General features: G+C 45.0%; 24 protein-coding genes. 13 read left to right on the forward strand and 11 right to left on the reverse strand.

What is annotated here, in order from left to right; genetic code table 11:
* Nucleotides 1-220: 220 nt before the first annotated feature.
* The 6 genes from ACTS60_RS09510 to ACTS60_RS09535 all read left to right on the forward strand — a co-directional run bounded on the left by ACTS60_RS09510 (nt 221) and on the right by ACTS60_RS09535 (nt 5,188).
* Entirely contained in the window at nt 221-1,039 is an 819-nt protein-coding gene (locus ACTS60_RS09510; protein WP_010448262.1) for a substrate-binding domain-containing protein, read from the forward strand.
* A 6-nt stretch (nt 1,040-1,045) separates the two neighbouring features.
* Complete coding sequence (locus ACTS60_RS09515) at nt 1,046-1,744, forward strand: ABC transporter permease (RefSeq protein WP_038896930.1); 699 nt, start codon at nt 1,046-1,048, stop codon at nt 1,742-1,744.
* 43 nt (nt 1,745-1,787) lie between these two features.
* Complete coding sequence (locus tag ACTS60_RS09520; RefSeq protein WP_010448265.1) at nt 1,788-2,507, forward strand: energy-coupling factor ABC transporter ATP-binding protein; 720 nt, start codon at nt 1,788-1,790, stop codon at nt 2,505-2,507.
* A complete protein-coding gene (mobA, locus tag ACTS60_RS09525) occupies nt 2,485-3,072 on the forward strand; it encodes a molybdenum cofactor guanylyltransferase MobA (RefSeq protein WP_047479398.1) in 588 nt (195 codons plus the stop codon). The genes ACTS60_RS09520 and mobA overlap by 23 nt, the downstream gene beginning before the upstream one ends.
* Nucleotides 3,069-4,847: a bifunctional molybdopterin-guanine dinucleotide biosynthesis adaptor protein MobB/molybdopterin molybdotransferase MoeA gene (locus ACTS60_RS09530; protein WP_440888036.1), complete on the forward strand. Its 1,779-nt coding sequence runs from the start codon at nt 3,069-3,071 to the stop codon at nt 4,845-4,847. Before mobA ends, ACTS60_RS09530 begins: the two co-directional genes overlap by 4 nt.
* Before the next feature lie 74 nt (nt 4,848-4,921).
* Nucleotides 4,922-5,188 carry a DUF2960 domain-containing protein gene (locus ACTS60_RS09535; RefSeq protein WP_005377584.1) on the forward strand — a complete coding sequence of 89 codons (267 nt, stop codon included), beginning with the start codon at nt 4,922-4,924 and terminating at the stop codon, nt 5,186-5,188.
* A 77-nt stretch (nt 5,189-5,265) separates the two neighbouring features.
* On the opposite strand, the gene ACTS60_RS09540 is transcribed toward ACTS60_RS09535, so the two are convergent.
* From ACTS60_RS09540 to ACTS60_RS09550, 3 genes are all read right to left on the reverse strand, one after another.
* Nucleotides 5,266-5,763: a hypothetical protein gene (locus tag ACTS60_RS09540; RefSeq protein WP_138954070.1), complete on the reverse strand. Its 498-nt coding sequence runs from the start codon at nt 5,761-5,763 to the stop codon at nt 5,266-5,268.
* 191 nt (nt 5,764-5,954) lie between these two features.
* Nucleotides 5,955-6,863, reverse strand: a complete 909-nt coding sequence (nagK, locus tag ACTS60_RS09545; RefSeq protein ID WP_010448284.1) for an N-acetylglucosamine kinase — start codon at nt 6,861-6,863, stop codon at nt 5,955-5,957.
* Between the two features lie 172 nt (nt 6,864-7,035).
* Nucleotides 7,036-7,785, reverse strand: coding sequence for a tRNA-uridine aminocarboxypropyltransferase (locus ACTS60_RS09550; protein WP_440888037.1), 750 nt, complete (start codon nt 7,783-7,785; stop codon nt 7,036-7,038).
* 179 nt (nt 7,786-7,964) lie between these two features.
* On the opposite strand from ACTS60_RS09550, the gene ACTS60_RS09555 reads away from it, so the two are divergent.
* Both ACTS60_RS09555 and ACTS60_RS09560 read left to right on the forward strand, forming a co-directional pair.
* Nucleotides 7,965-8,783, forward strand: coding sequence for a sterol desaturase family protein (locus tag ACTS60_RS09555; RefSeq protein ID WP_440888038.1), 819 nt, complete (start codon nt 7,965-7,967; stop codon nt 8,781-8,783).
* A 35-nt stretch (nt 8,784-8,818) separates the two neighbouring features.
* Nucleotides 8,819-9,004: a DUF7661 family protein gene (locus ACTS60_RS09560; RefSeq protein WP_440888087.1), complete on the forward strand. Its 186-nt coding sequence runs from the start codon at nt 8,819-8,821 to the stop codon at nt 9,002-9,004.
* Here ACTS60_RS09560 and ACTS60_RS09565 read toward each other — a convergent pair.
* From ACTS60_RS09565 to ACTS60_RS09600, 8 genes are all read right to left on the reverse strand, one after another.
* The gene (locus ACTS60_RS09565; RefSeq protein ID WP_440888039.1) at nt 8,977-9,435 is read right to left on the reverse strand and encodes a GNAT family N-acetyltransferase; all 459 of its coding nucleotides are present in this window, start codon (nt 9,433-9,435) and stop codon (nt 8,977-8,979) included. The genes ACTS60_RS09560 and ACTS60_RS09565 overlap by 28 nt on opposite strands.
* Before the next feature lie 16 nt (nt 9,436-9,451).
* Entirely contained in the window at nt 9,452-9,670 is a 219-nt protein-coding gene (locus tag ACTS60_RS09570) for a hypothetical protein (protein ID WP_038884798.1), read from the reverse strand.
* A 36-nt stretch (nt 9,671-9,706) separates the two neighbouring features.
* A complete protein-coding gene (locus ACTS60_RS09575; protein WP_010448293.1) occupies nt 9,707-10,090 on the reverse strand; it encodes a hypothetical protein in 384 nt (127 codons plus the stop codon).
* A gap of 189 nt (nt 10,091-10,279) precedes the next feature.
* Complete coding sequence (locus ACTS60_RS09580; RefSeq protein WP_282064425.1) at nt 10,280-10,606, reverse strand: YceK/YidQ family lipoprotein; 327 nt, start codon at nt 10,604-10,606, stop codon at nt 10,280-10,282.
* A gap of 37 nt (nt 10,607-10,643) precedes the next feature.
* On the reverse strand, nt 10,644-10,961 hold the full coding sequence (locus tag ACTS60_RS09585) for a hypothetical protein (RefSeq protein ID WP_282064424.1): 318 nt from the start codon (nt 10,959-10,961) through the stop codon (nt 10,644-10,646).
* A gap of 193 nt (nt 10,962-11,154) precedes the next feature.
* The gene (locus ACTS60_RS09590; protein ID WP_440888040.1) at nt 11,155-11,625 is read right to left on the reverse strand and encodes an NUDIX hydrolase; all 471 of its coding nucleotides are present in this window, start codon (nt 11,623-11,625) and stop codon (nt 11,155-11,157) included.
* Entirely contained in the window at nt 11,615-12,031 is a 417-nt protein-coding gene (locus ACTS60_RS09595; protein ID WP_440888041.1) for an NUDIX domain-containing protein, read from the reverse strand. The genes ACTS60_RS09590 and ACTS60_RS09595 overlap by 11 nt, the downstream gene beginning before the upstream one ends.
* A gap of 252 nt (nt 12,032-12,283) precedes the next feature.
* Nucleotides 12,284-12,682: a GFA family protein gene (locus ACTS60_RS09600; RefSeq protein WP_440888042.1), complete on the reverse strand. Its 399-nt coding sequence runs from the start codon at nt 12,680-12,682 to the stop codon at nt 12,284-12,286.
* Between the two features lie 284 nt (nt 12,683-12,966).
* Here ACTS60_RS09600 and ACTS60_RS09605 point away from each other — a divergent pair, with 284 nt between their 5' ends.
* From ACTS60_RS09605 to ACTS60_RS09625, 5 genes are all read left to right on the forward strand, one after another.
* Nucleotides 12,967-13,944: a tripartite tricarboxylate transporter substrate binding protein gene (locus ACTS60_RS09605; protein ID WP_440888043.1), complete on the forward strand. Its 978-nt coding sequence runs from the start codon at nt 12,967-12,969 to the stop codon at nt 13,942-13,944.
* Nucleotides 13,945-14,172: 228 nt separating this feature from the next.
* Nucleotides 14,173-14,667 (forward strand): tripartite tricarboxylate transporter TctB family protein, encoded by a 495-nt coding sequence (locus ACTS60_RS09610; RefSeq protein WP_440888044.1) that lies wholly within the window; start codon nt 14,173-14,175, stop codon nt 14,665-14,667.
* Nucleotides 14,668-14,687: 20 nt separating this feature from the next.
* Nucleotides 14,688-16,214 (forward strand): tripartite tricarboxylate transporter permease, encoded by a 1,527-nt coding sequence (locus ACTS60_RS09615; RefSeq protein ID WP_409387958.1) that lies wholly within the window; start codon nt 14,688-14,690, stop codon nt 16,212-16,214.
* Between the two features lie 153 nt (nt 16,215-16,367).
* A complete protein-coding gene (locus ACTS60_RS09620; RefSeq protein WP_440888045.1) occupies nt 16,368-17,138 on the forward strand; it encodes a sulfite exporter TauE/SafE family protein in 771 nt (256 codons plus the stop codon).
* A gap of 156 nt (nt 17,139-17,294) precedes the next feature.
* Nucleotides 17,295-19,031 carry a methyl-accepting chemotaxis protein gene (locus ACTS60_RS09625; protein ID WP_440888046.1) on the forward strand — a complete coding sequence of 579 codons (1,737 nt, stop codon included), beginning with the start codon at nt 17,295-17,297 and terminating at the stop codon, nt 19,029-19,031.
* Nucleotides 19,032-19,040: the final 9 nt, after the last annotated feature.

Genomic DNA, 19,040 nt, shown 5'->3' on the forward strand with positions numbered 1-19,040 from the left:
TAAATCAAACATTTTGAGCTTGTAAAATGTTGGCATCTTGTTTGCTATATGGAGTGTCCAAGTGGTCTCAGGATGCGGGAGACATCAACGCGCAACCATCGCACCTCACTCCCTCACCCTAAGATGACTTGAGATATGAGCGCACTATGACGCTCTGGCGACTTCTTTAGTACCCCAAGACTTAAGAAGCCAAAGAATCATTGGAAAGGAAACAACTAAAATGAAAAAAATTGCGCTGACTCTAGCTGCAACGTCAATCACTCTTGTAAGCTACTCTGCATTTTCAGCTCAAGAAGGCGAACATATCCGTCTGGCTACGACAACAAGTACTTACCACTCTGGCTTACTGGACTACCTACTTCCTCAATTTGAAAAAGACACTGGCTACAAAGTGGACATCATCGCTGCAGGTACTGGTAAAGCACTGAAGATGGGTGAAAACGGTGACGTTGATTTGGTCATGACGCACGCGCCTAAAGCAGAAGGTGTATTCGTTGAAAACGGCTACGGCGTCCTTCCACGTAAACTGATGTACAACGACTTCGTTATCGTTGGCCCTAAAGCTGACCCAGCACAGGTGAAAGACGATGCGTCAGTGCTAGACGTATTCAAAGAGATCGCAAACAAAGACGCGACTTTCATCTCTCGTGGCGATGATTCTGGTACACACAAAAAAGAACTGGGCATCTGGGCGCAAACTAAGATGGAACCAAACTTTGGTGGCTACCGCAGCGTAGGCCAAGGCATGGGCCCTACTCTAAATATGGCGTCAGAGATGCAAGGCTACACCATGACTGACCGCGGTACATGGCTGGCTTACCAAAACAAACTGGATCTTGCGATTCTATTCCAAGGCGACGAAAAACTGTTTAACCCGTACCAAGTGATTTTGGTTAACCCAGAGCGTTACCCAACCATCAACTACCAAGGTGCGAAGGCATTCAGTGACTGGTTGGTGAACCCACGCGGTCAGGAGCTGATCAATGGCTTCCGTCTGAATGGTAAACAATTGTTCGTTGCGAATGCTGAGAGCAAATAACGCAATATGAATCTTGCTGATACAACACTAGAAGCCCTGCGCTTACTGGTGAATTTTGATGCAGACCTATGGGAGATCGTTGCGGTCTCCTTTAGTGTTTCTATTACGGCAATATCTTTGGTGGTATTGCCGTCTATTTTGATGTCCTTTGTCTTAGCCTACACCGACTTTCGTGGTAAGTGGTTCTTGTTGTCCATCGTCAACACGCTACAAGCGGTCCCTACGGTAGTGATTGGCTTGCTGTTGTACATGATGCTTTCAAGAGCTGGCCCTTTGGGTGATTGGCAGATGCTATTTACGCAAAAAGCCATGATCTTAGGACAAATGGTCGTCTGTTTTCCGGTTCTGGTTTCTATGATGCACGGTGCGCTTCAATCGAGTGACCGTCGCGCGGTTGAAACTGCGATTACGTTAGGTGCATCAATACCCCGTATCGCTGCTACTATGATCTGGGAGACTCGTTTTCCTTTATTGGCGGCTATCATCGCGGGATTCTCACGAATCGTCACCGAGGTAGGCTGCTCGATGATGGTTGGTGGTAATATTATGGGCGTGACCCGCAATATTCCGACTGCCATTGCTATGGAAAGTAGTAAAGGTGCCTTTGCGCAAGGAGTTGCATTAGGAATTGTATTATTATCTCTAGCGTTAGCGCTCAACTTTCTCTTATCTAGTATGAGAGGCAAAGGTTATCTAAGAACATGAAGCAAGCAATCGACTCGCCATCATCCCAATATAAGGGTGTATTATGACTATAAAAATTACCGCCGAGCAATTGTCCATGCGCTTTAAAGAGCGCGTGCTTTTTCACATTCCTGAATTGGCTATTGGTCCAAATGACGCGATTTACCTTAAAGGCGACAACGGTGTTGGTAAAACTACCCTACTCAAAATCCTAGCTGGCTTGCTAAAGCCTTCCACGGGCAAAGTGGTTGCACCTAAAGACACTTGGCTTAAAAAGTGGACGCGTCGTAGTGGTCGTGTTGATGTGATTTATCTCCATCAATCTCCTTACCTTTTTGACGGCACTGTATATGAGAACGTCGTTTATGGAGTTAAATATCAACAAGACTCGGCAAAAGATAAGCGAGCTCAAGTTATTAGTGCGCTGCGCATGGTAGGGTTAGAAACCTTAGCCGACGAACACATCTCTGTATTGTCCGGTGGCGAAAAACAACGCGTAGCAATGGCACGAGCTTGGATCTTAAAACCATCGATTTTGTTGATGGACGAACCAAGTGCCTCTCTCGACCAAGAGTCGATTGAACGTCTGGTCATCATGGCAAAAGATCTGCTTGATCGAGGTTCTAGTATTGTTGTGACTAGCCACCAAGCGAACGCGTTGACGGATTTATGTAAAAAACAGTGGTGGATTAAAGACAAGACTTTGGTAGAGTCTCCACTCTTGTATGTCATACCAAAAGAAACATCCCAAGAGAACGCATATGCTTCAGCCAACACAAACTAGTTGGGTCATTTTAGCTGGTGGCCAAGCCAGCCGTATGGGTGGAAAAGACAAAGGCCTGATCGAACTGAATCAGAAACCACTCATCGAACACGTTATCGAACGTTTATCTCCGCAAACACCGCGCATTCTAATCAATGCAAACCGAAACCAAGACGCCTATCGCGCGTTTGGTTTCGTCTTCAGTGATCAATTCAAAGATTTCCCAGGTCCGATGGGTGGTATCCACGCGGGCTTGGTTCATGCAGAAACCGATTGGGTTGGCTTCGTCCCTTGTGACAGCCCACAAATTAACACCGATCTTGTTGAGCGTTTTTGCCACGCGGTAAAAGAAGACACCGATATTTTGGTTGCTCATGATGGCGACCACCAGCAACCCGTCTTCACGCTTTACCACAAGCGCGTACTGCCAAAACTGACTGCGTTTTTAGAACGTGGCGATCGTAAGATCATCCTACTCTATAAAGAGTGCAACACCAGTTACGTTGACTTTAGCGACTCACCAAACTGTTTCGTCAACTTAAATACTCCAGAAGAACTGGCGCAATTTGGACAACTCGAATCATGAAACACACGCTAAACATCCCTATTCTTGGTTTTGCTGCCTACTCTGGTACAGGCAAAACTACGCTACTTGAAGCCTTGTTACCGAAGTTGACCGAAGCGGGTCTACGCATTGGTATGCTAAAACACGCACACCATAACTTTGACGTCGACCAACCGGGCAAAGACAGCCACCGCCTGCGTAAAGCGGGGGCTTCGCAGATGCTGATCTCTTCTCGTAACCGTTTTGCGCTGATGACAGAAACACCTGAGTCGGAATCTGAGTTTGATTACCTACTAACGCGTTTCGACGAAGACAAGCTAGACGTGGTTCTAGTGGAAGGCTGCAAAAACATTGCGTTCCCTAAGATCGAATTGCATCGTGAAGAAGTTGGCAAGCCTTGGCTTCATCCAAACGATGAAAACATCATCGCCATTGCTTCTGACAGCGGCGAATTGGATTCTGAATTGCCACAAATGAACATCAACGATCTTGAAGCGATTGCTCAGTTCGTTATTCAGTATGTTCAAGAAGTGAAAGCACCAAAGAGTAAAGAGAAAGAAGCCGCTTGCTGCGATACCCTTTCTCCAGCTTTCCTTTCTGTCGTTCAAGGACAAGAAAAGATCCTTTCTTTGGTGAACACGGTTGCTGAAACCGAAGCATGCAATATTGAAGATGCGTATGGTCGTGTGCTTGCAGATCATGTTGTGTCACCAGTGAACGTTCCGCAATACACCAACTCAGCGATGGACGGTTACGCGATTCGCGGTGATGATGTCGAGCGCGACAGCTACCAAGTGGTTGCTGAAGTGATGGCGGGTCATGCTTACGATCAGCCTTTGGAAGTTGGTCAAGCGGTTAAGATCATGACGGGCGCACCAACACCTACCAATGGTGATACCGTTGTTATGCGTGAACAAGCGGAACAGGATGGCGATACTGTCACGTTCAATGGTGCGAGCATCAAAACTGGTCAAAACGTTCGCCAAGCGGGTGAAGACTTAGCAATTGGTAGCGATGTGTTTACTGCAGGTACTCGCCTAGCCTCTCCTGAAATGGGCATGATTGCTTCTCTTGGCTTTGGTGAAACGAATGTGTTCCGCAAGTTAAAAGTTGCTGTGTTCTCTACCGGTGACGAAGTACAAGCACCGGGTACAGAACAGAAAGCGAATTCAATCTACGACTCAAACCGTTTCACTATCATGGGCATGTTAGAGAAACTTGGCTGCGAAATTTTGGATTTCGGGATTCTAGAAGACAACGAGCAGTTGATGATTGAAGCGCTCGAAAATGCTTCTGCGCAAGCCGACGTAGTGATGACTTCTGGCGGAGTATCCGTTGGCGATGCAGATTACATTAAGCTGGCATTGGATAAACTGGGGCAAATTGATTTCTGGCGTATCAACATGCGTCCTGGTCGTCCGCTTGCATTCGGTCAAATCAACGATAAGCCTTTCTTTGGTCTGCCGGGTAACCCTGTGGCTGTGATGGTTTCATTCATCAATTTTGTTGAACCAGCGCTGCGTAAGATGCAAGGCGAACAAGGCTGGAAGCCACTTAAAGTCAGCGCCATTGCCACAGAAAATCTACGCTCTCGCCAAGGTCGTACCGAATTTAGCCGCGGTATCTACGAGCTAGACGAAACAGGTCGCCTAACGGTTCGCACAACGGGCAAACAAGGTTCTGGTATTTTACGTTCAATGAGTGAGGCAAACTGTTTAATCGAAATCTCCCCTGCTGTTGATACAGTAAAAGCGGGAGAAAGCGTGACAATTATCCCGCTTCAAGGCAGAATCTAGGCCAATTCAGAATTCAAAGGTCAGCATGTCTGGCCTTTTTATTGATTACAGAAAAATTTTTCAGAGAGACAGCTATGGCTCGCACCATTCTTTACACTTACAAAGACCAAGACAAAGAACTGACGTTCTCGTACCAGCAACACCGCAACATTCAAGAAGCTGTTGCAGAAGCAGAAGGTATCGACATCACTGAGTTCCTAAAGATGGAGCAACAAATCGAAGCAGTATCTGACACTAAAGCAGTGCGCAACTACCGCGACAACTACTTCAGAAAATTAGGCTTTAGCAAAATCACCCTAGCTCAAAAAGAAAACTTGGGCGTAGGTAAAAAGAACAAATAAGCCTAACCAAATAGGTCAAAGCAAAAAACTCGCGATTCGTCGCGAGTTTTTTATGCATGAAATCCAAGGGTAAGGCTTTATAACTGAGGCTCAACAATCACAAACTGGTTCGTTCCTGCAATTGGCGCATACCAATCACTGCCTTGGACATAGAAAGTCGCCCCATTAACGGTCACCGTAGTCGCTTCATTTGGCAACACATCGACTATCTTACCTGCCATTCCCTTATTTGCTACGACAGTGCTACTCGCTGTATTCACTTCGCTCTTTACAGAGACCGGTGGTTGCTCAACGTAAATGTACTGATCGCCACTTCGCTTGTAATAGACATTATCAACCACTGCATAAGTGATCCCCGCAATCACTAGGTACGTCGCGGTTCTTGGGATCTTGTTGTAATGATAAACACGGTGAACAGGTGCTTTATAAACGGGACGATAAACAGGTTTAACTACCACCACTTTCTTTACGTGTTTTTGGGGCTTAGGTGCTGGCGGCTTTGCAAGCGTCGGCGAGACCATACCAACTAAAGCGATACTAAGAACACCATACCGAAATCTTAACGAGTTGAACATCTTCATTCCTACTGTTCATGGAAGCAATGGAAACAGCTTATCAATCACGAGTTCAAGAGACGTAAATGAAGCGTAAAACTGGGTAAAGATAGCAACGGCATAACAGCAATAAAAAGCCTCGCTTACCTTAAAGGGAAGCGAGGCTTTCAATCTTTGTCTTAAATGTTTTCTCTTAATGAAAACTCTGACGATTACTTGATATTTAGGAACGCAGCGCCGCGTACACCGCCTGAATCACCATGTTTTGCTTTGATGATCTTCGGACATTTCGCTACAGAAAGTAGGTACTTAGGAATACGTTTTGGCATCTCTTCGTAAATCAGTTCGAAGTTAGATAGACCACCACCCAACACAACTACATGTGGGTCAGTTGCAGTAAATAGGTTCGCAAAACAGATTGCGAGAAGCTCCATAAAGCGCTCAACGTGTTCAACCGCTTTTGCTTCGCCTTCTGCGTGTGACTTAATGATGTCGATCGCTTTCTTCTCTTCGCCGTAGTAATGCGTGTAAAGAAGTTCGAAACCACGACCAGATAGGTAGCTATCTAGACAGCCTTTCTTATCACAACCACAACCTAGTAACGGTGCGTTTTCACCTAGGTGGAACCAAGCATCAAGGGGAAGACGAGTATGACCCACCTCACCTGCTACGTGGTTACGACCAGAGAACACCTTACCTTCGTAGATGAAGCCGCCACCAAAGCCAGTACCAAGGATTAAGCCAAGTACCGATGGTTCGTCTTTAAGTTCCTCATCCCACGCTTCTGAAAGCGCAAAACAGTTTGCGTCGTTTTCAATTTTTACGCTGCGGCCAATTTTTGCTTCTAGATCCGCACGAAGTGGTTTACCTTTCGCCGCAGGTACGTTAACCGTTAGTACCGTTGCGTCATCGGCATCTTCCATACCAGGAAGACCAAGACCAATCGTACCTTCACAACCAAATTCAGCATCGTATTTGTTTACTAGACCTGCGATGGTTTCTACCAGCAAATCGTAGTTGTCTGTTGGTGTTGGTACACGTTCTGTTGCTACACGCTCAAGTTTATCGTTAAACGCACCAAACTCGATTTTAGTGCCACCGACATCAAAGCCGTAATACATGCAATTCTCTCCTAAAATGCTCAAACGACTCCCAAAAAATGCTGGAGTCAAAAATATAAACTTTAGGCATTATCCATATCTGTACGCCTGCAAACCGTGACCGAATGCAGATTTATCCCCTCATTAAAGCCAGTTGAACAACAAGCCATCAACAAAAGTTCATTCCTTAGAGTTAGCTCTCGATTTTAGCCCACTCTTTGAAACGTTTCAGATGCGGTCGAGACCAGTCAGTTTTCACGCGAGTTTTTGTTAGCATGTAAGTTTCACGGAATGCTTCAAACCACAATTGCAAGCACTCTGACGCTTGTTCTTCTCCCGCTTGTTTGAATACTAACGTCGCCACTTCAGCCGTAGATAAATGCTGCTCGTTATCTGAACGACGCATAATGTATTCAGACAGTGATTCCGGCTCAATAGAAAGCACAGGCAAAGATTTAAGAAACTCTGAACGGCGGAAGATCTTGCGAGCTTCACGCCAACTGCCATCAATGAAAATCAGCAACCATTTTTTCCCTGAGCCATCGGCTGCCTTCAATCGCTCTGGATTCAAACCGTCTAACAAACGCTCAGGCTCATCGACGTAATCTGCAGGAAAGACAACCACAGGTTGATAAGCGTCGTTCTTTAGCAACGCCAGCATCTCTTCAGAAGGTTCTGTACGATTCCATTGATACACGTAGGTCTCTTGAATCGTATCAGCAATTAAACGCCCGGTATTGCTTGGTTTGAACACTTCGTTTTCAGACACAATCAGCATACACGCGATATTGGATTCGATGTTCGGTTGAATGTCGCACAAACAAAATTGCTCAGAAACCTGACAATATGGACAACGAACCACTTTACAACCACGAGCATTAAATGGCTTCGTTGAGATAGATTGACGGTGCTGGTATAAACGATGGAAAGCGTGGATTCTCATGGATAGAAAGTGCCAGTTGTTAGGGTCTTTTTAAAGTAGAGCGCGATTCTACTTGCATCGTCTGTTAGTCTCAAGGAATGCTCGCAAACAGACCGCAATTCACCTTCCTCCCTTTCGGTGAAAGATACATTGATGTCGTAAGGTCTTAGGAGTTAAGCGAATTAATCAAGGAAATTAGAGTGACTGAAACTGCATTTAACGACCCTTCCTGGCTAAGGCTTAGCATCTTCATTGGTGTGTTGTTGCTCTGTACGCTATGGGAAAACAAGCTGCCGAGAAAGAAGCTTACGGTCGAGCGTTCATTTCGCTGGTTTAACAACCTTACGCTGGTCGCTTTAAATAGTGTCATCATTGCTATTGTCATGCCTATTGCCGCTTTCCAAGCTGCCATCATCGCTTATGAAAACCAATGGGGTCTACTCAATGCATTCGCCTTACCAACTTGGTTACATGTGCTGATTGCCGTCGTATTACTCGATCTCATCATCTACCTACAGCATTTAGTATTCCATCGCGTTAAACCGCTGTGGAAGCTTCACCGCATGCATCACGCCGATCTGGATATCGATGTCACCACAGGAACACGATTCCACCCGATAGAAATCATTCTCTCAATGATTGTAAAAATCACCGCTGTTTTCGCTTTGGGCGTCTCTCCTATCGCGATCGTAGTGTTTGAAATCGTATTAAATGCTAGCGCGATGTTTAACCATAGCAATGCAAAGCTGCCACTGCTTTGGGACGCGAAGTTACGTAAGTTGATTGTGACGCCAGACATGCACCGCGTGCACCACTCTGTCATCGCGCGAGAAACCCATTCTAACTTTGGTTTTTTCTTGTCTATCTGGGATCGTTTGTTTGGCACCTACCGCGCTCAGCCGGAATTAGGTCATGATAATGTTGTGATTGGTGTTCCAGAGATCCGCGACAAAGACGAGCAAAGATTGGATAAACTGCTCACACAGCCATTTCGTTTTAAGGACAAGTCTTCTTTATGACCAGTTCGATGAAAGTGAATGTGTTTGGAAGAATCATGTTCGCGGAATGCAAAGGTGGAGTTTGGACGCTTTATATCGACTCGGAAACATCGATAAAACGCCCTGTTAGAGATTTTGTCGTGCCGCCCTTTCTCGATGAAGATGAGTTACTGATCTACCTAGATGATATGTATCACGAATATGCGACTACAACTCATCCCAGTGTGTTTCGGATTGAATAAACCAGCTTAACTTCCGTTGCAGGGGTACCATTGGTTAATGAGAATAGCGTCGACTCCTCACTTTGTAGCACTTCAAAGCCTAGTGCTTCAAAAACAACAACATTACCCGTCTCTTCTACACACCAGACGCTCAAACAATTCACCGAATCATATAACTCACACAAAGCCGCAATTAAGCGGCGAGCGATGCCCTGTTTACGAGATGCTCTTTCGACGGCTAATCCCGATAATTGCAGTTCGCTGCTTGTTAATTTGACTTTGATGCAAGCAACCACCTTAGTTTCAATATAATAGGCGTAAGTGACCCATTCATCTTTGCCTGAAGTTGGTTTTGCGGTTTTGTTTGGGGAGTAGATTGCTCTCAGTTCATGAAAGCAATCTCTGGAAAGGGATTCGACCGAAGGGTCTCCACTAGAAACGTGTTGAAGCATTTATGCTCTGCTGGAATTAGGCTTTGATCAAATCGCGCTTCTTGTTTGATTGGGTTACGCCAACAAACAAGCCAATAACACCTAACACAATTGACGCAAGCGCTAACATACTCACATCTTGTTGTTTGTTGATAGCAGAGTAAACAAACGCAATCCCAAAAAAGATTGCACCAAAGCTAAAGCCAGAGATCGCTGCGAAAAGTCCAAAGCTCGCAAGATCCTTAACGTTGTTCATAACTCATCCCTGTTAGAAAACAATTTAAAAATAAAATTAGCGGAATATCTGACGAGAGTTTCTAACCCTGTTTGCACTCCATAACCATAACGATGCGGCTAAAGCAAAACCAAAGATCATTGATTGAAGTTGCAAAGGAACTTCGTCGCTAAAAAGCCCAAAGTTGTAGTGTGCATATGAGGTAAAGACGACATCACTGCCCATCGTCAGAATCAACATCAATACACCAGTGCGGCGGTGTTTAATAAGCAAATAGATTGAGAGTAAGTTTAATATCCCTAAACTCGTCCAGTAGCTATTAAGCCATTGCGGCACTTCGGTATATGGCAAGAAACCACCAGTTACGTTGTCATAAATATGTATAACGCTGCCTACAAGCAGATACGAACAAAGGATGAATACTGCAAACTTTTCCTTCATTGTTGGCTTCCTTATCATCGTTTTGATGGCGAATCATACTAGACTATGTGAGATATCAATAATTTGATGTTCATTTTTGAGAGCGATCATGCTTTAAAAACGGCTATCTCAGTCCCAAAGTCACACATTCTCGCGGTTGAACACCAATACCCAAAGAATAGTCGTTCATCAGAAAGGTCGCATAACTACTTAATTAACGTCTATTGAGCCTTTTTCAGCTTGCATGGTGATTGTGTACGGCAAGACCAAGGTGTCGGCAATAGCCGAAAAAACGGTATCGAATACAAAGAACGGTACTCCGTCTATTTTGGGGCCTGTGTTTTCTGAATAGCTTGGTTCACCATTCAATAAACACATGTTGTAATTCACTCCACTATAAATTCTTGGAATATCCTGACAGTAACTTCGCTTCCCTTCATGGGATATTCTCACGTGATTATTAGGTGGGTTTATAGTTTCAACTGTTGCACAACCTTGCATCGTTAGTGCTGCCATCAAAGCGAGTTGCTTTTTCATTTACTTTCCTTGTTTTGTAAGTCCTTAATAAAGTCGTTCACACTTCTATTATGTCGTACTCGCACTTTAAAGAAACAGATCCTCTAAATAAGATATGCGGCGTACGAAAGAAGAGAAGCGGTTGATTTCCTGAGCTTAATTGCTCCTTGTAAAACTGTTGAGTCCCTTGAGGCAACTCACCTAGTCTTGAGAGTTTGAGTTCTTGATAAGGCGCAAAGTCCTCTTCAGACTCCTCCCAATCACCAAACATTTGGTTCGGCGACCAAAAGATCACAGTATTGTGTTTATTTATGCCCAGCTCTCTTACGTCAAACTGGAACCAACGACCTAACTTTACCGTTTCACTACCGCACATCCTCAATCCTTCTAATATCTTGCGCGGATGAATCAGCGTAAAGTGCAAAACATCGTTCCAATAGCAATCTAAGCCGTGCACGCGTCGTTGCAGGGCATGTGGTCGATACTCGTATTTCTTAACGTGCTGTTGATACAGATTAGGCTGTGATTCTCTTAGACGGTTAAGGGGTTGTAATACCTCTCCCGTTAGATTACATGGAACTCGATGGTATAAGAACGTCAACGTTTTCCCTCTCTGATACTGGTAAATCAATCTTACCGAGGCGGATAAACTCACGGACCTGCTCTAAAGCACGTTGAAAAACAGGATGCGCGTGTGAAGTGATATCTTGCGTAATGTCATGCCAAAAGAAAGCGAAATGATGCCCACCATCATCTTTTGTATGAAATACCCATTGTTCTGGAAGAGCCCCGCACTCACATAAAACAAAATGCCACACTTGCTCTTGGAACTCACTTTCCCAACGACCTAAATAGCTTGTTTGCTTTACTTGATCAATGCCCGACTCTTCTGCTAATTCCCTTTTAGCGGCACTCAACAAATCACCATCAAATGATTCGACGGTACCTTTCACCAACTGGATACCAGCAAGAGGATGCTTGAAAAGAAGAATCTCACTATTTTGGTTTCTCAACACCAATGGACATACTTTATCGATCACCAAACCATTCCTTATTTCTTAAACAACGCTTCTTTGCTTCAATTGGATAAAGGTTGAGAGGAGCTATTTCTTCATAGCCAACCCATTTTAACTTGTATTGATTAGTATCCGATCTTCGCTGTTGTTCAGGGCCGCAGCCAAGTCTTACTGTTGGATTGTCGACATACGATAGAAAGTAATGTTCGATTCGCGCTTGATTTCGAATCTCGAACACATGCTCCAACAAATCGAGTACTATGCTTGTCTCTTCCAGCGCTTCTCTCTTAGCTGCCTCAACTATTGATTCATCATTCTCTACTGAACCGCCCGGGAAAACATGATAATATCTTCCGTCCTTGTTCCTCTCAATGAGCAATAATTGGAAGTTTCGGTTAATCAAAACTACCCCTGCGCGCTGTTGCTTCATCTAAGAGCGCCTCCCTGCGTCACCTATCATGTCTTTGCACAAACCTTATGTGCAACATATTACACAACTTAATAACAACCGTAACGCCTATTGTAAGAGGTTATTGTTTTTGGGTGAAAAAAACCGAGGTAAACTCGGTTTTCTCAATCTTTAGCTCACGCCACTTTGTACTTGCTGATAGACAATCAAAAATAAACCTGCAAATACCGCTACTGTCAGTAAAACCTTTAACCAGAGAAACTTCATTATTATCTACTCTTCAGGCGCGTATTGGTCAAAAACTTCTTGAGCTGTCATTTTCTTGCTGTGTGGCTGCAAATCATAGTACGCGGGCTTCTCATCAGTGAAGATCTCTAAGCTTAATTTGAAGTCTGGCTCATTAAATAATCCCGCAGAAAGAGTGTATTCATCCGTTGCCAATAAGTGGTAATAGATGTTCGTGCCGCATTCACCACAAAAACCTCGTACTGCCCATTGGGATGATTGATAACGTTTAGGCTCAGCGCCGCTAAATCTTACACCCGGCCCACAATGCACCGCATGCAAAGGGCCGCTTGACCACTTTCGACACATGTCGCAATGACAAAAGCTCACTTCATTGTGTTTAGGCGCGGTCACTTCAATAGCGCCACATAAACATGTTCCTTTCATCGCTGTTCCTCCCTATTCAACCTCCATCATTATGGCGGTTTTAGACTCTTAATTGATGTGACCAACCTAGTCTTTCACCACATTCTCCGGCCCGCATGTTTGCGTGAACTTTATGAACAAAATGTCGCTTATGCTCAATATTCTCTTTATCTACGCATTAGAGACATCACGTTAACACCTTATTAACCTTTAGCTCATCACTAGCGAGTCACCCTACCTCGCTAGGAGAACAAATAATAAGACTCTTCAAAACAAGAGAGTCACCAACATAAGGAACGTGAAACATGTTAAAGGTACTCAAACCAACGCTCACCGCATCCATCATTGCAGCCTCATTTTCTTTCCACGCTTTTGCTGCTGATGTTGAAAAAATCCACTTTCTAATCCCAGGTGGTGCTGGTGGCGGTTGGGATATGACGGCTCGTGGTACAGGTGATGTACTGGTTAAATCCGACATCGTTGAAAGTGTCTCTTTCCAAAACCTCTCTGGTGGCGGTGGTGGCAAAGCGATTGCACACCTCATCGAAACCGCTGAACGCCAACCTGACACACTGATGGTGAACTCCACCCCAATCGTTGTTCGTTCACTGACGGGTATCTTCCCGCAGTCTTTCCGAGATCTGACGCCAGTAGCCGCAACGATTGCTGATTACGGCGCTATCGTGACCTCCGCGGATTCGAAATACAACACATGGGAAGATGTGGTCAAAGATTTCGAATCTAACCCACGTAAAGTAAAAATCGCTGGCGGTTCTGCTCGCGGTTCGATGGATCACCTAGTCGTCGCAGCCGCATTTAAAGGCGAAGGTTTTGACGCACGTAAAGTTCGCTACATCGCGTACGATGCTGGCGGCAAAGCAATGGCAGCGCTTCTATCTGGCGAAACACAATTGCTTTCAACCGGTCTTGGCGAAGTATTAGAGATGTCGAAATCTGGTCAGGTAAAAGTACTGGCGATTACGGCACCAAAACGTCTAGACGCTGCACCAAATATCCCTACCCTAAAAGAATATGGCAATGAGACTGTGTTCGCGAACTGGCGCGGTTTCTTTGCCGCTCCTGGCACGAGCCAAGCCAAGCTCGACGAATGGAACGCAGCTCTAACCAAGATGTACAAAACGGACGAATGGCAAGTTGTTCGTGACCGCAATGGTTGGATTGACAACTACAAAGCGGATAAAGAGTTCTTCGCGTTCCTAGAAGAGCAAGAGCAGCAAATGGGCGATCTAATGCGCGAATTAGGTTTCCTTAAGAAGCAATAACTCCCATCCGAGTTTATGGGGTTGGCTATCCCTAGCCCCAGTTGTATTTGCACTCTAATTTCACCGTATATGGGCATTGTCGATAATCGACAAGTAAAAACTCCTTTGTTTATTGATTGGTAAACACTAAGTAACTCGACTAGCAGCGATGCGCTTAATTGTTAATGACTTAGTCCTTCTTCATTAACGCCCATATACGGTCTTTTCCTGTTGTTCTAGGAGTTGGATATGTCTCATTCAACCAATATTTTTACCAAAGAGAATCTGCTGTGCCGCGATCGTGTCGGTGCGATGATCTTTTTGTTGTTTTGCCTATGCTATGGCTACCAAACTACGCAAATCCCTCTCTTTCCGGGAGATGAATACGAACCGTTCACGGCTCGCACCTTACCAACCATTCTGACCTACGTCGGGATTGGTTTAGCGTTAATGCTACTGGTAACCGGTCAGCCCGATAAACAAAGCGGCGCCGTAATGTCATTCAACTGGAAACTGCTCATCGCCTTTTTAGTTTTGATGGCGCTTTATGGTCTGGGTTTGACTTACATCGGCTTTGTATTAGCGACAGGATTCTTCCTGATTGCGGGCTTTTACCTTCTTGGCGAACGACGTAAATCGGTGCTGTTTGGTGCCTCATTCCCGTTCGTTATCGCGTTTTACTTGTTGCTCACTCAAGGTCTGGATATCTACCTTGAGCCTGGTCTGATTCTCACCATCTGGTAGTCAAAAGAAAGGACTGAATTATGTTAGATGGAATTCTACAAGGTTTAACCACCGCCGTGATGCCAATGAACATCATGATGGTGATTGTTGGCTGTTTTGTCGGTACATTTATCGGCATGTTACCGGGGCTTGGTCCTATTTCTGCCATCGCTCTGATGATCCCTATCACCTATGGTTTGGATCCGTCGTCGGGTCTGATTCTGATGGCAGGTGTTTACTATGGTGCAGTATTTGGCGGCTCAACTTCTTCTATTCTTATCAACGCACCGGGTTGTTCATCAACCGTAGTCACCGCGTTTGATGGCTACCCAATGGCACAGAAAGGACAAGCAGGTAAAGCTCTTGCACTGGCGGCTTACTCTTCTTTCACTGGTGGCACGCTTTCAGCAATCATGCTGCTTGTGGCGGCACCAGCATTGGCTAACGTCTCGTTAAGCTTCCAATCTTCTGACTACTTTGCGCTAATGCTTCTTGGCTTATCCGCAGTGGCTGCGTTCGCTGGCAAAGGACAAGTAATAAAAGCATGGATGATGACTATCCTGGGCTTGATGTTGTCTACTGTCGGTATTGATAAAGGCGTCGGTGTCGAACGCTTCACCTTTGGTCTGACAGATTTGATGGATGGTTTCAGCTTCCTATTGTTGGCGATGGCGACCTTTGCGCTTGGTGAAACTTTGATGGGGATTTTGAAACCATCTGAAGACACTCGTGATGAGGAACAAGATAAGCTGAGCAACATTGGCTCGATGAAAGTCACCAAGGAAGAAATCAAAGAAGTAGCACCGGTTTCTATTCGCTCTTCAATCCTTGGCTTCTTTACTGGTGTGCTCCCGGGCGCAGGTGCAACCATCGCCGCCTTCTTAAGCTACGGCATGGAACGTAATCTTGCTCCAAAGGATAAAAAAGAACAGTTTGGTAAAGGCAGCATCCGAGGTTTAGTGGCTCCAGAGTCTGCAAACAACGCAGCATCAAGTGGTTCTTTCGTTCCTCTATTGACTCTTGGTATCCCGGGTTCTGGTACAACCGCAATCATGCTAGGAGCGTTAATCGCATACGGTATTCAACCGGGCCCTCGCCTGTTTGTTGAACATCCAGATGTGTTCTGGTCGGTAATTATCTCCATGTACTTCGGCAATATTGTGTTGGTGATTCTTAACCTGCCGTTGATCCCATACATCTCAAAGCTACTTGCAGTACCAAGAACCGTGTTGTTGCCAATGATTCTGTTCTTCTCTATCACCGGTGTGTATCTGGTTTCTTTCAATACCATGGACGTGTTTGTGATGTTACTTGTGGCAATGGCTGCCATCGCACTAAGGCTGGCAAACTTCCCTCTCGCACCGCTGTTGCTTGGCTTTATCCTTGGTGGATTAATGGAAGAGAACCTGCGCCGTGCATTGATGATTTCCGACGGTGAACTGAGCTTCTTATGGGAACGCCCAATCACACTGACATTCACCGTGCTTGCAGTATTGGTACTTGGCAGTCCACTGTTTGTAAAACTCTTTCAAAAGCTTAAAGCACAACCAGTGAAAGTTGAGCAATAAGCATTCTATCTCTCCCTCAAGATAGACCTTGAAACCAAGCCACCCTCTGCGGTGGCTTTTTTATTGGACTAATCGCTACTTTATTTCTTTGAGTGAGTTGCGTAGTGTTAACAGTTATGAAACAAAAATTATAAGAACAAAAAAGGACCTTTTATGCTGCTGGAATTTGCTCTCTTGTTTGCTGCAGGCGTCGTTGGTGGGATCATGAACTCCGTCGCCGGTGGTGGTAGTTTCATAACCTTCCCTGCATTGATGGCGGTTGGCGTGCCTCCCATCATGGCGAACGCGACGAATACTTATGCTTCTTGCGCAGGTTACATCAGTGGTGCGATCGGTTTTCGCGAAGAAATCATGAAGAACAAGCAAGAGCTGGCTTTCACTATCTCTTTCAGTTTGATTGGTGGCGCAGTAGGTGCTTATCTTCTGCTGAATACGCCAGAATCTGTTTTTCTTGAAGCGATTCCATGGCTACTGTTATTCGCAACCGTACTCTTTTTAACTGGCTCTCGCATCACTGCGTTGATTAAATCTCTGACCAAAGAGACCAAACACGCCGGTATTCTGGGTGTGATTGCGCTGAGTCTTCTTTTGATTGGGGTCTCTGCTTATGGTGGGTTCTTCAATGCCGGTTTGGGCGTAATCGTCTTGAGTTATTTAGTGGTTGCAGGACACCAAGACATCAACTTAATGAACGGGCTTAAGCTGCTGGTTTCGACCTGTGTATCCCTGATTGCTATCGTGATCTTTGTTGCTAACGGTTCAATCGATTGGACTAAAGGCAGCGTTGTAATGGTTGGTACATTAGTGGGCGGCTACTTGGCAGCACGAATCTCCCGTCAACTAAACCCAAACCATGTAAGAGGTTTCGTTGCCCTTTCTTCTGTCGCCATCACTATCTACTTTTTTATCGATGTTTACACTTAAAAATCGAGCCTCAAGCGATAACATAAATATATGAACTTATTTACATTTACCATACAGGTGTCTTATTATTGAGCCAATTCAACAAAAAACGTAATTTTGTTTGACTGCCGGATTGCAGTCTTTTTTATGGTCACTCAACAAGGATGTATAGGTAATATGGCTCACCTTTCGTTTAAGAATAAACTGGTGTTGCTGATCGTCGCGATCATCACCACAACCACTCTTATCTCTTACTTCAGCGTCAACCACTTTATAAGCAACTACATTCATCAATCAGACAGTAAGAACATCACCCATATCATTGACATCACTCGCGACAAACTCGAAGCTGAACTTAATAGTAAAGTTGCTCAGGCCACCAATCTCAACTTCAGCATGATGGACATTGCGGATGCAAAAGAGACCTCTGGTTTTGCTCAGGTTGTGAAAATCGTCAACGGTTACGCGTTCGATGATACGGGTAACATGAGTGAAGAAGATGCTCAATATTTTATCGACGCTGCAGAGACGCAAACTGAGCAACTAAGTATTAGTCCTATCACTGTCAAAGACACTGTCCCATACATCACTTTCTCAATCAAAAGATTTGACGATTCCGTTGATTTTTTCACTTACGACCTGGCTTCCTTAAGTAAGGTCATTGTTGGACTTGCGGCTGAGGGAAGCTTTGCTGAGCTTATCGGTGATGGAACTGTTATTTACAGTAATAAGCAAGGTAATAACTTAACGCCTGTAGAGCGAAGCATCTCATTCGGCAATGGCCAGTGGCAGCTGATTGGATATATTGACCAAAGTAACATTCAAGCTAACACAGACAAGCTGAATTGGATGATTACGTTAGCGCTATCAATTGCTGGCATTGCAATCATTTTGGGTAGTATTGTTTTGCTCCACTTTGCTTTTAAGCCGCTTGAGCAATTGAAGAAATTAGTCAGTGACCTGTCAGATGGCAACGGCGACCTAACTCAAAGACTCAATATCAACAGCAAGGATGAGATCGGCCATATATCCCAATCAATAGACCTGTTCATTGCCCAACTGCAGAAGATGTTTGTTGAAGTGTCTCATTCATCTGCGCATATCGACCACGCGGTTGGTGAGCTTGCCAAACAGTCGGATAACAATAGTAGCACTCTAAATCAGCACACTATTGAATCAGAACAAGCCATCACTGCCATTGAAGAAATGAGCGCCACGGCAGAGTCTATTGCGAGCAGTGCTGATGATGCAGCTAAGCTTACTGACCGTACCAATCGCTATGCAGAGGAATCGAAGCGTACTGTTGGAAACGCGGTTCAAAGCGTAAGTGACATGGTCACACAGGTCGCCTCTATGTCTGACACCATTGGAACAATGAGCGAAGACACCAAGCAGATCAGCTCTGTGTTACAAGTGATTGGAGAGATCGCAGAACAGACAAACCTACTAGCATTAAACGCTGCAATTGAAGCCGCCCGTGCCGGTGAGCAAGGACGTGGTTTTGCAGTCGTCGCTGACGAAGTGCGTGCCCTCGCCGCTCGTACACAGCAAAGCACCTCTCAAATCAATGAGATGTTAGCGAAATTGAAGTCGACCACTGATAATGTGGTCAATGAAATGGACTCAACGCGTTCAAGTTGTCAACAAACCGCAGATCGCACCAATCAGGTAATGGACTCTTTAAACGTAGTGACAGATTCTGTGGTAGAGATTAACGACTTGAACACTTTGATGGCGACATCTGCTCAAGAGCAGCGTCAGGTAACTCAGGAAGTCAGCCGTAACATGAGCGCGATTCAAGAGATCATTCGCAAGCTCAACGAGAACGCCTCGCAAACAACATCAGTCAGCGACGAACTGAAAGCAACCTCTACTGGTCTGGGTGATGTAGTTTCGCGGTTTAAAGTGCAATAACACTGACGA

The organism is Vibrio sp. WZ-1 (genome assembly GCF_052037695.1).
In the GTDB taxonomy this organism is placed as follows: domain Bacteria; phylum Pseudomonadota; class Gammaproteobacteria; order Enterobacterales; family Vibrionaceae; genus Vibrio.

What these genes read in the sequence shown, in the direction of transcription:
- ACTS60_RS09625 (WP_440888046.1), top strand. Translation starts at nt 17,295, where the DNA reads ATGGCTCACCTTTCGTTTAAGAATAAACTGGTGTTGCTGATCGTCGCG.
- ACTS60_RS09620 (WP_440888045.1), top strand. Translation starts at nt 16,368, where the DNA reads ATGCTGCTGGAATTTGCTCTCTTGTTTGCTGCAGGCGTCGTTGGTGGG.
- ACTS60_RS09575 (WP_010448293.1), bottom strand. Translation starts at nt 10,090, where the DNA reads ATGAAGGAAAAGTTTGCAGTATTCATCCTTTGTTCGTATCTGCTTGTA.
- ACTS60_RS09600 (WP_440888042.1), bottom strand. Translation starts at nt 12,682, where the DNA reads ATGAAAGGAACATGTTTATGTGGCGCTATTGAAGTGACCGCGCCTAAA.
- ACTS60_RS09570 (WP_038884798.1), bottom strand. Translation starts at nt 9,670, where the DNA reads ATGAACAACGTTAAGGATCTTGCGAGCTTTGGACTTTTCGCAGCGATC.
- ACTS60_RS09605 (WP_440888043.1), top strand. Translation starts at nt 12,967, where the DNA reads ATGTTAAAGGTACTCAAACCAACGCTCACCGCATCCATCATTGCAGCC.
- ACTS60_RS09610 (WP_440888044.1), top strand. Translation starts at nt 14,173, where the DNA reads ATGTCTCATTCAACCAATATTTTTACCAAAGAGAATCTGCTGTGCCGC.
- ACTS60_RS09595 (WP_440888041.1), bottom strand. Translation starts at nt 12,031, where the DNA reads ATGAAGCAACAGCGCGCAGGGGTAGTTTTGATTAACCGAAACTTCCAA.
- ACTS60_RS09560 (WP_440888087.1), top strand. Translation starts at nt 8,819, where the DNA reads ATGTTCGCGGAATGCAAAGGTGGAGTTTGGACGCTTTATATCGACTCG.
- ACTS60_RS09520 (WP_010448265.1), top strand. Translation starts at nt 1,788, where the DNA reads ATGACTATAAAAATTACCGCCGAGCAATTGTCCATGCGCTTTAAAGAG.
- ACTS60_RS09580 (WP_282064425.1), bottom strand. Translation starts at nt 10,606, where the DNA reads ATGAAAAAGCAACTCGCTTTGATGGCAGCACTAACGATGCAAGGTTGT.
- ACTS60_RS09540 (WP_138954070.1), bottom strand. Translation starts at nt 5,763, where the DNA reads ATGTTCAACTCGTTAAGATTTCGGTATGGTGTTCTTAGTATCGCTTTA.
- ACTS60_RS09530 (WP_440888036.1), top strand. Translation starts at nt 3,069, where the DNA reads ATGAAACACACGCTAAACATCCCTATTCTTGGTTTTGCTGCCTACTCT.
- ACTS60_RS09535 (WP_005377584.1), top strand. Translation starts at nt 4,922, where the DNA reads ATGGCTCGCACCATTCTTTACACTTACAAAGACCAAGACAAAGAACTG.
- ACTS60_RS09585 (WP_282064424.1), bottom strand. Translation starts at nt 10,961, where the DNA reads ATGTGCGGTAGTGAAACGGTAAAGTTAGGTCGTTGGTTCCAGTTTGAC.
- ACTS60_RS09510 (WP_010448262.1), top strand. Translation starts at nt 221, where the DNA reads ATGAAAAAAATTGCGCTGACTCTAGCTGCAACGTCAATCACTCTTGTA.
- mobA (WP_047479398.1), top strand. Translation starts at nt 2,485, where the DNA reads ATGCTTCAGCCAACACAAACTAGTTGGGTCATTTTAGCTGGTGGCCAA.
- ACTS60_RS09615 (WP_409387958.1), top strand. Translation starts at nt 14,688, where the DNA reads ATGTTAGATGGAATTCTACAAGGTTTAACCACCGCCGTGATGCCAATG.
- ACTS60_RS09515 (WP_038896930.1), top strand. Translation starts at nt 1,046, where the DNA reads ATGAATCTTGCTGATACAACACTAGAAGCCCTGCGCTTACTGGTGAAT.
- ACTS60_RS09565 (WP_440888039.1), bottom strand. Translation starts at nt 9,435, where the DNA reads ATGCTTCAACACGTTTCTAGTGGAGACCCTTCGGTCGAATCCCTTTCC.
- ACTS60_RS09550 (WP_440888037.1), bottom strand. Translation starts at nt 7,785, where the DNA reads ATGAGAATCCACGCTTTCCATCGTTTATACCAGCACCGTCAATCTATC.
- nagK (WP_010448284.1), bottom strand. Translation starts at nt 6,863, where the DNA reads ATGTATTACGGCTTTGATGTCGGTGGCACTAAAATCGAGTTTGGTGCG.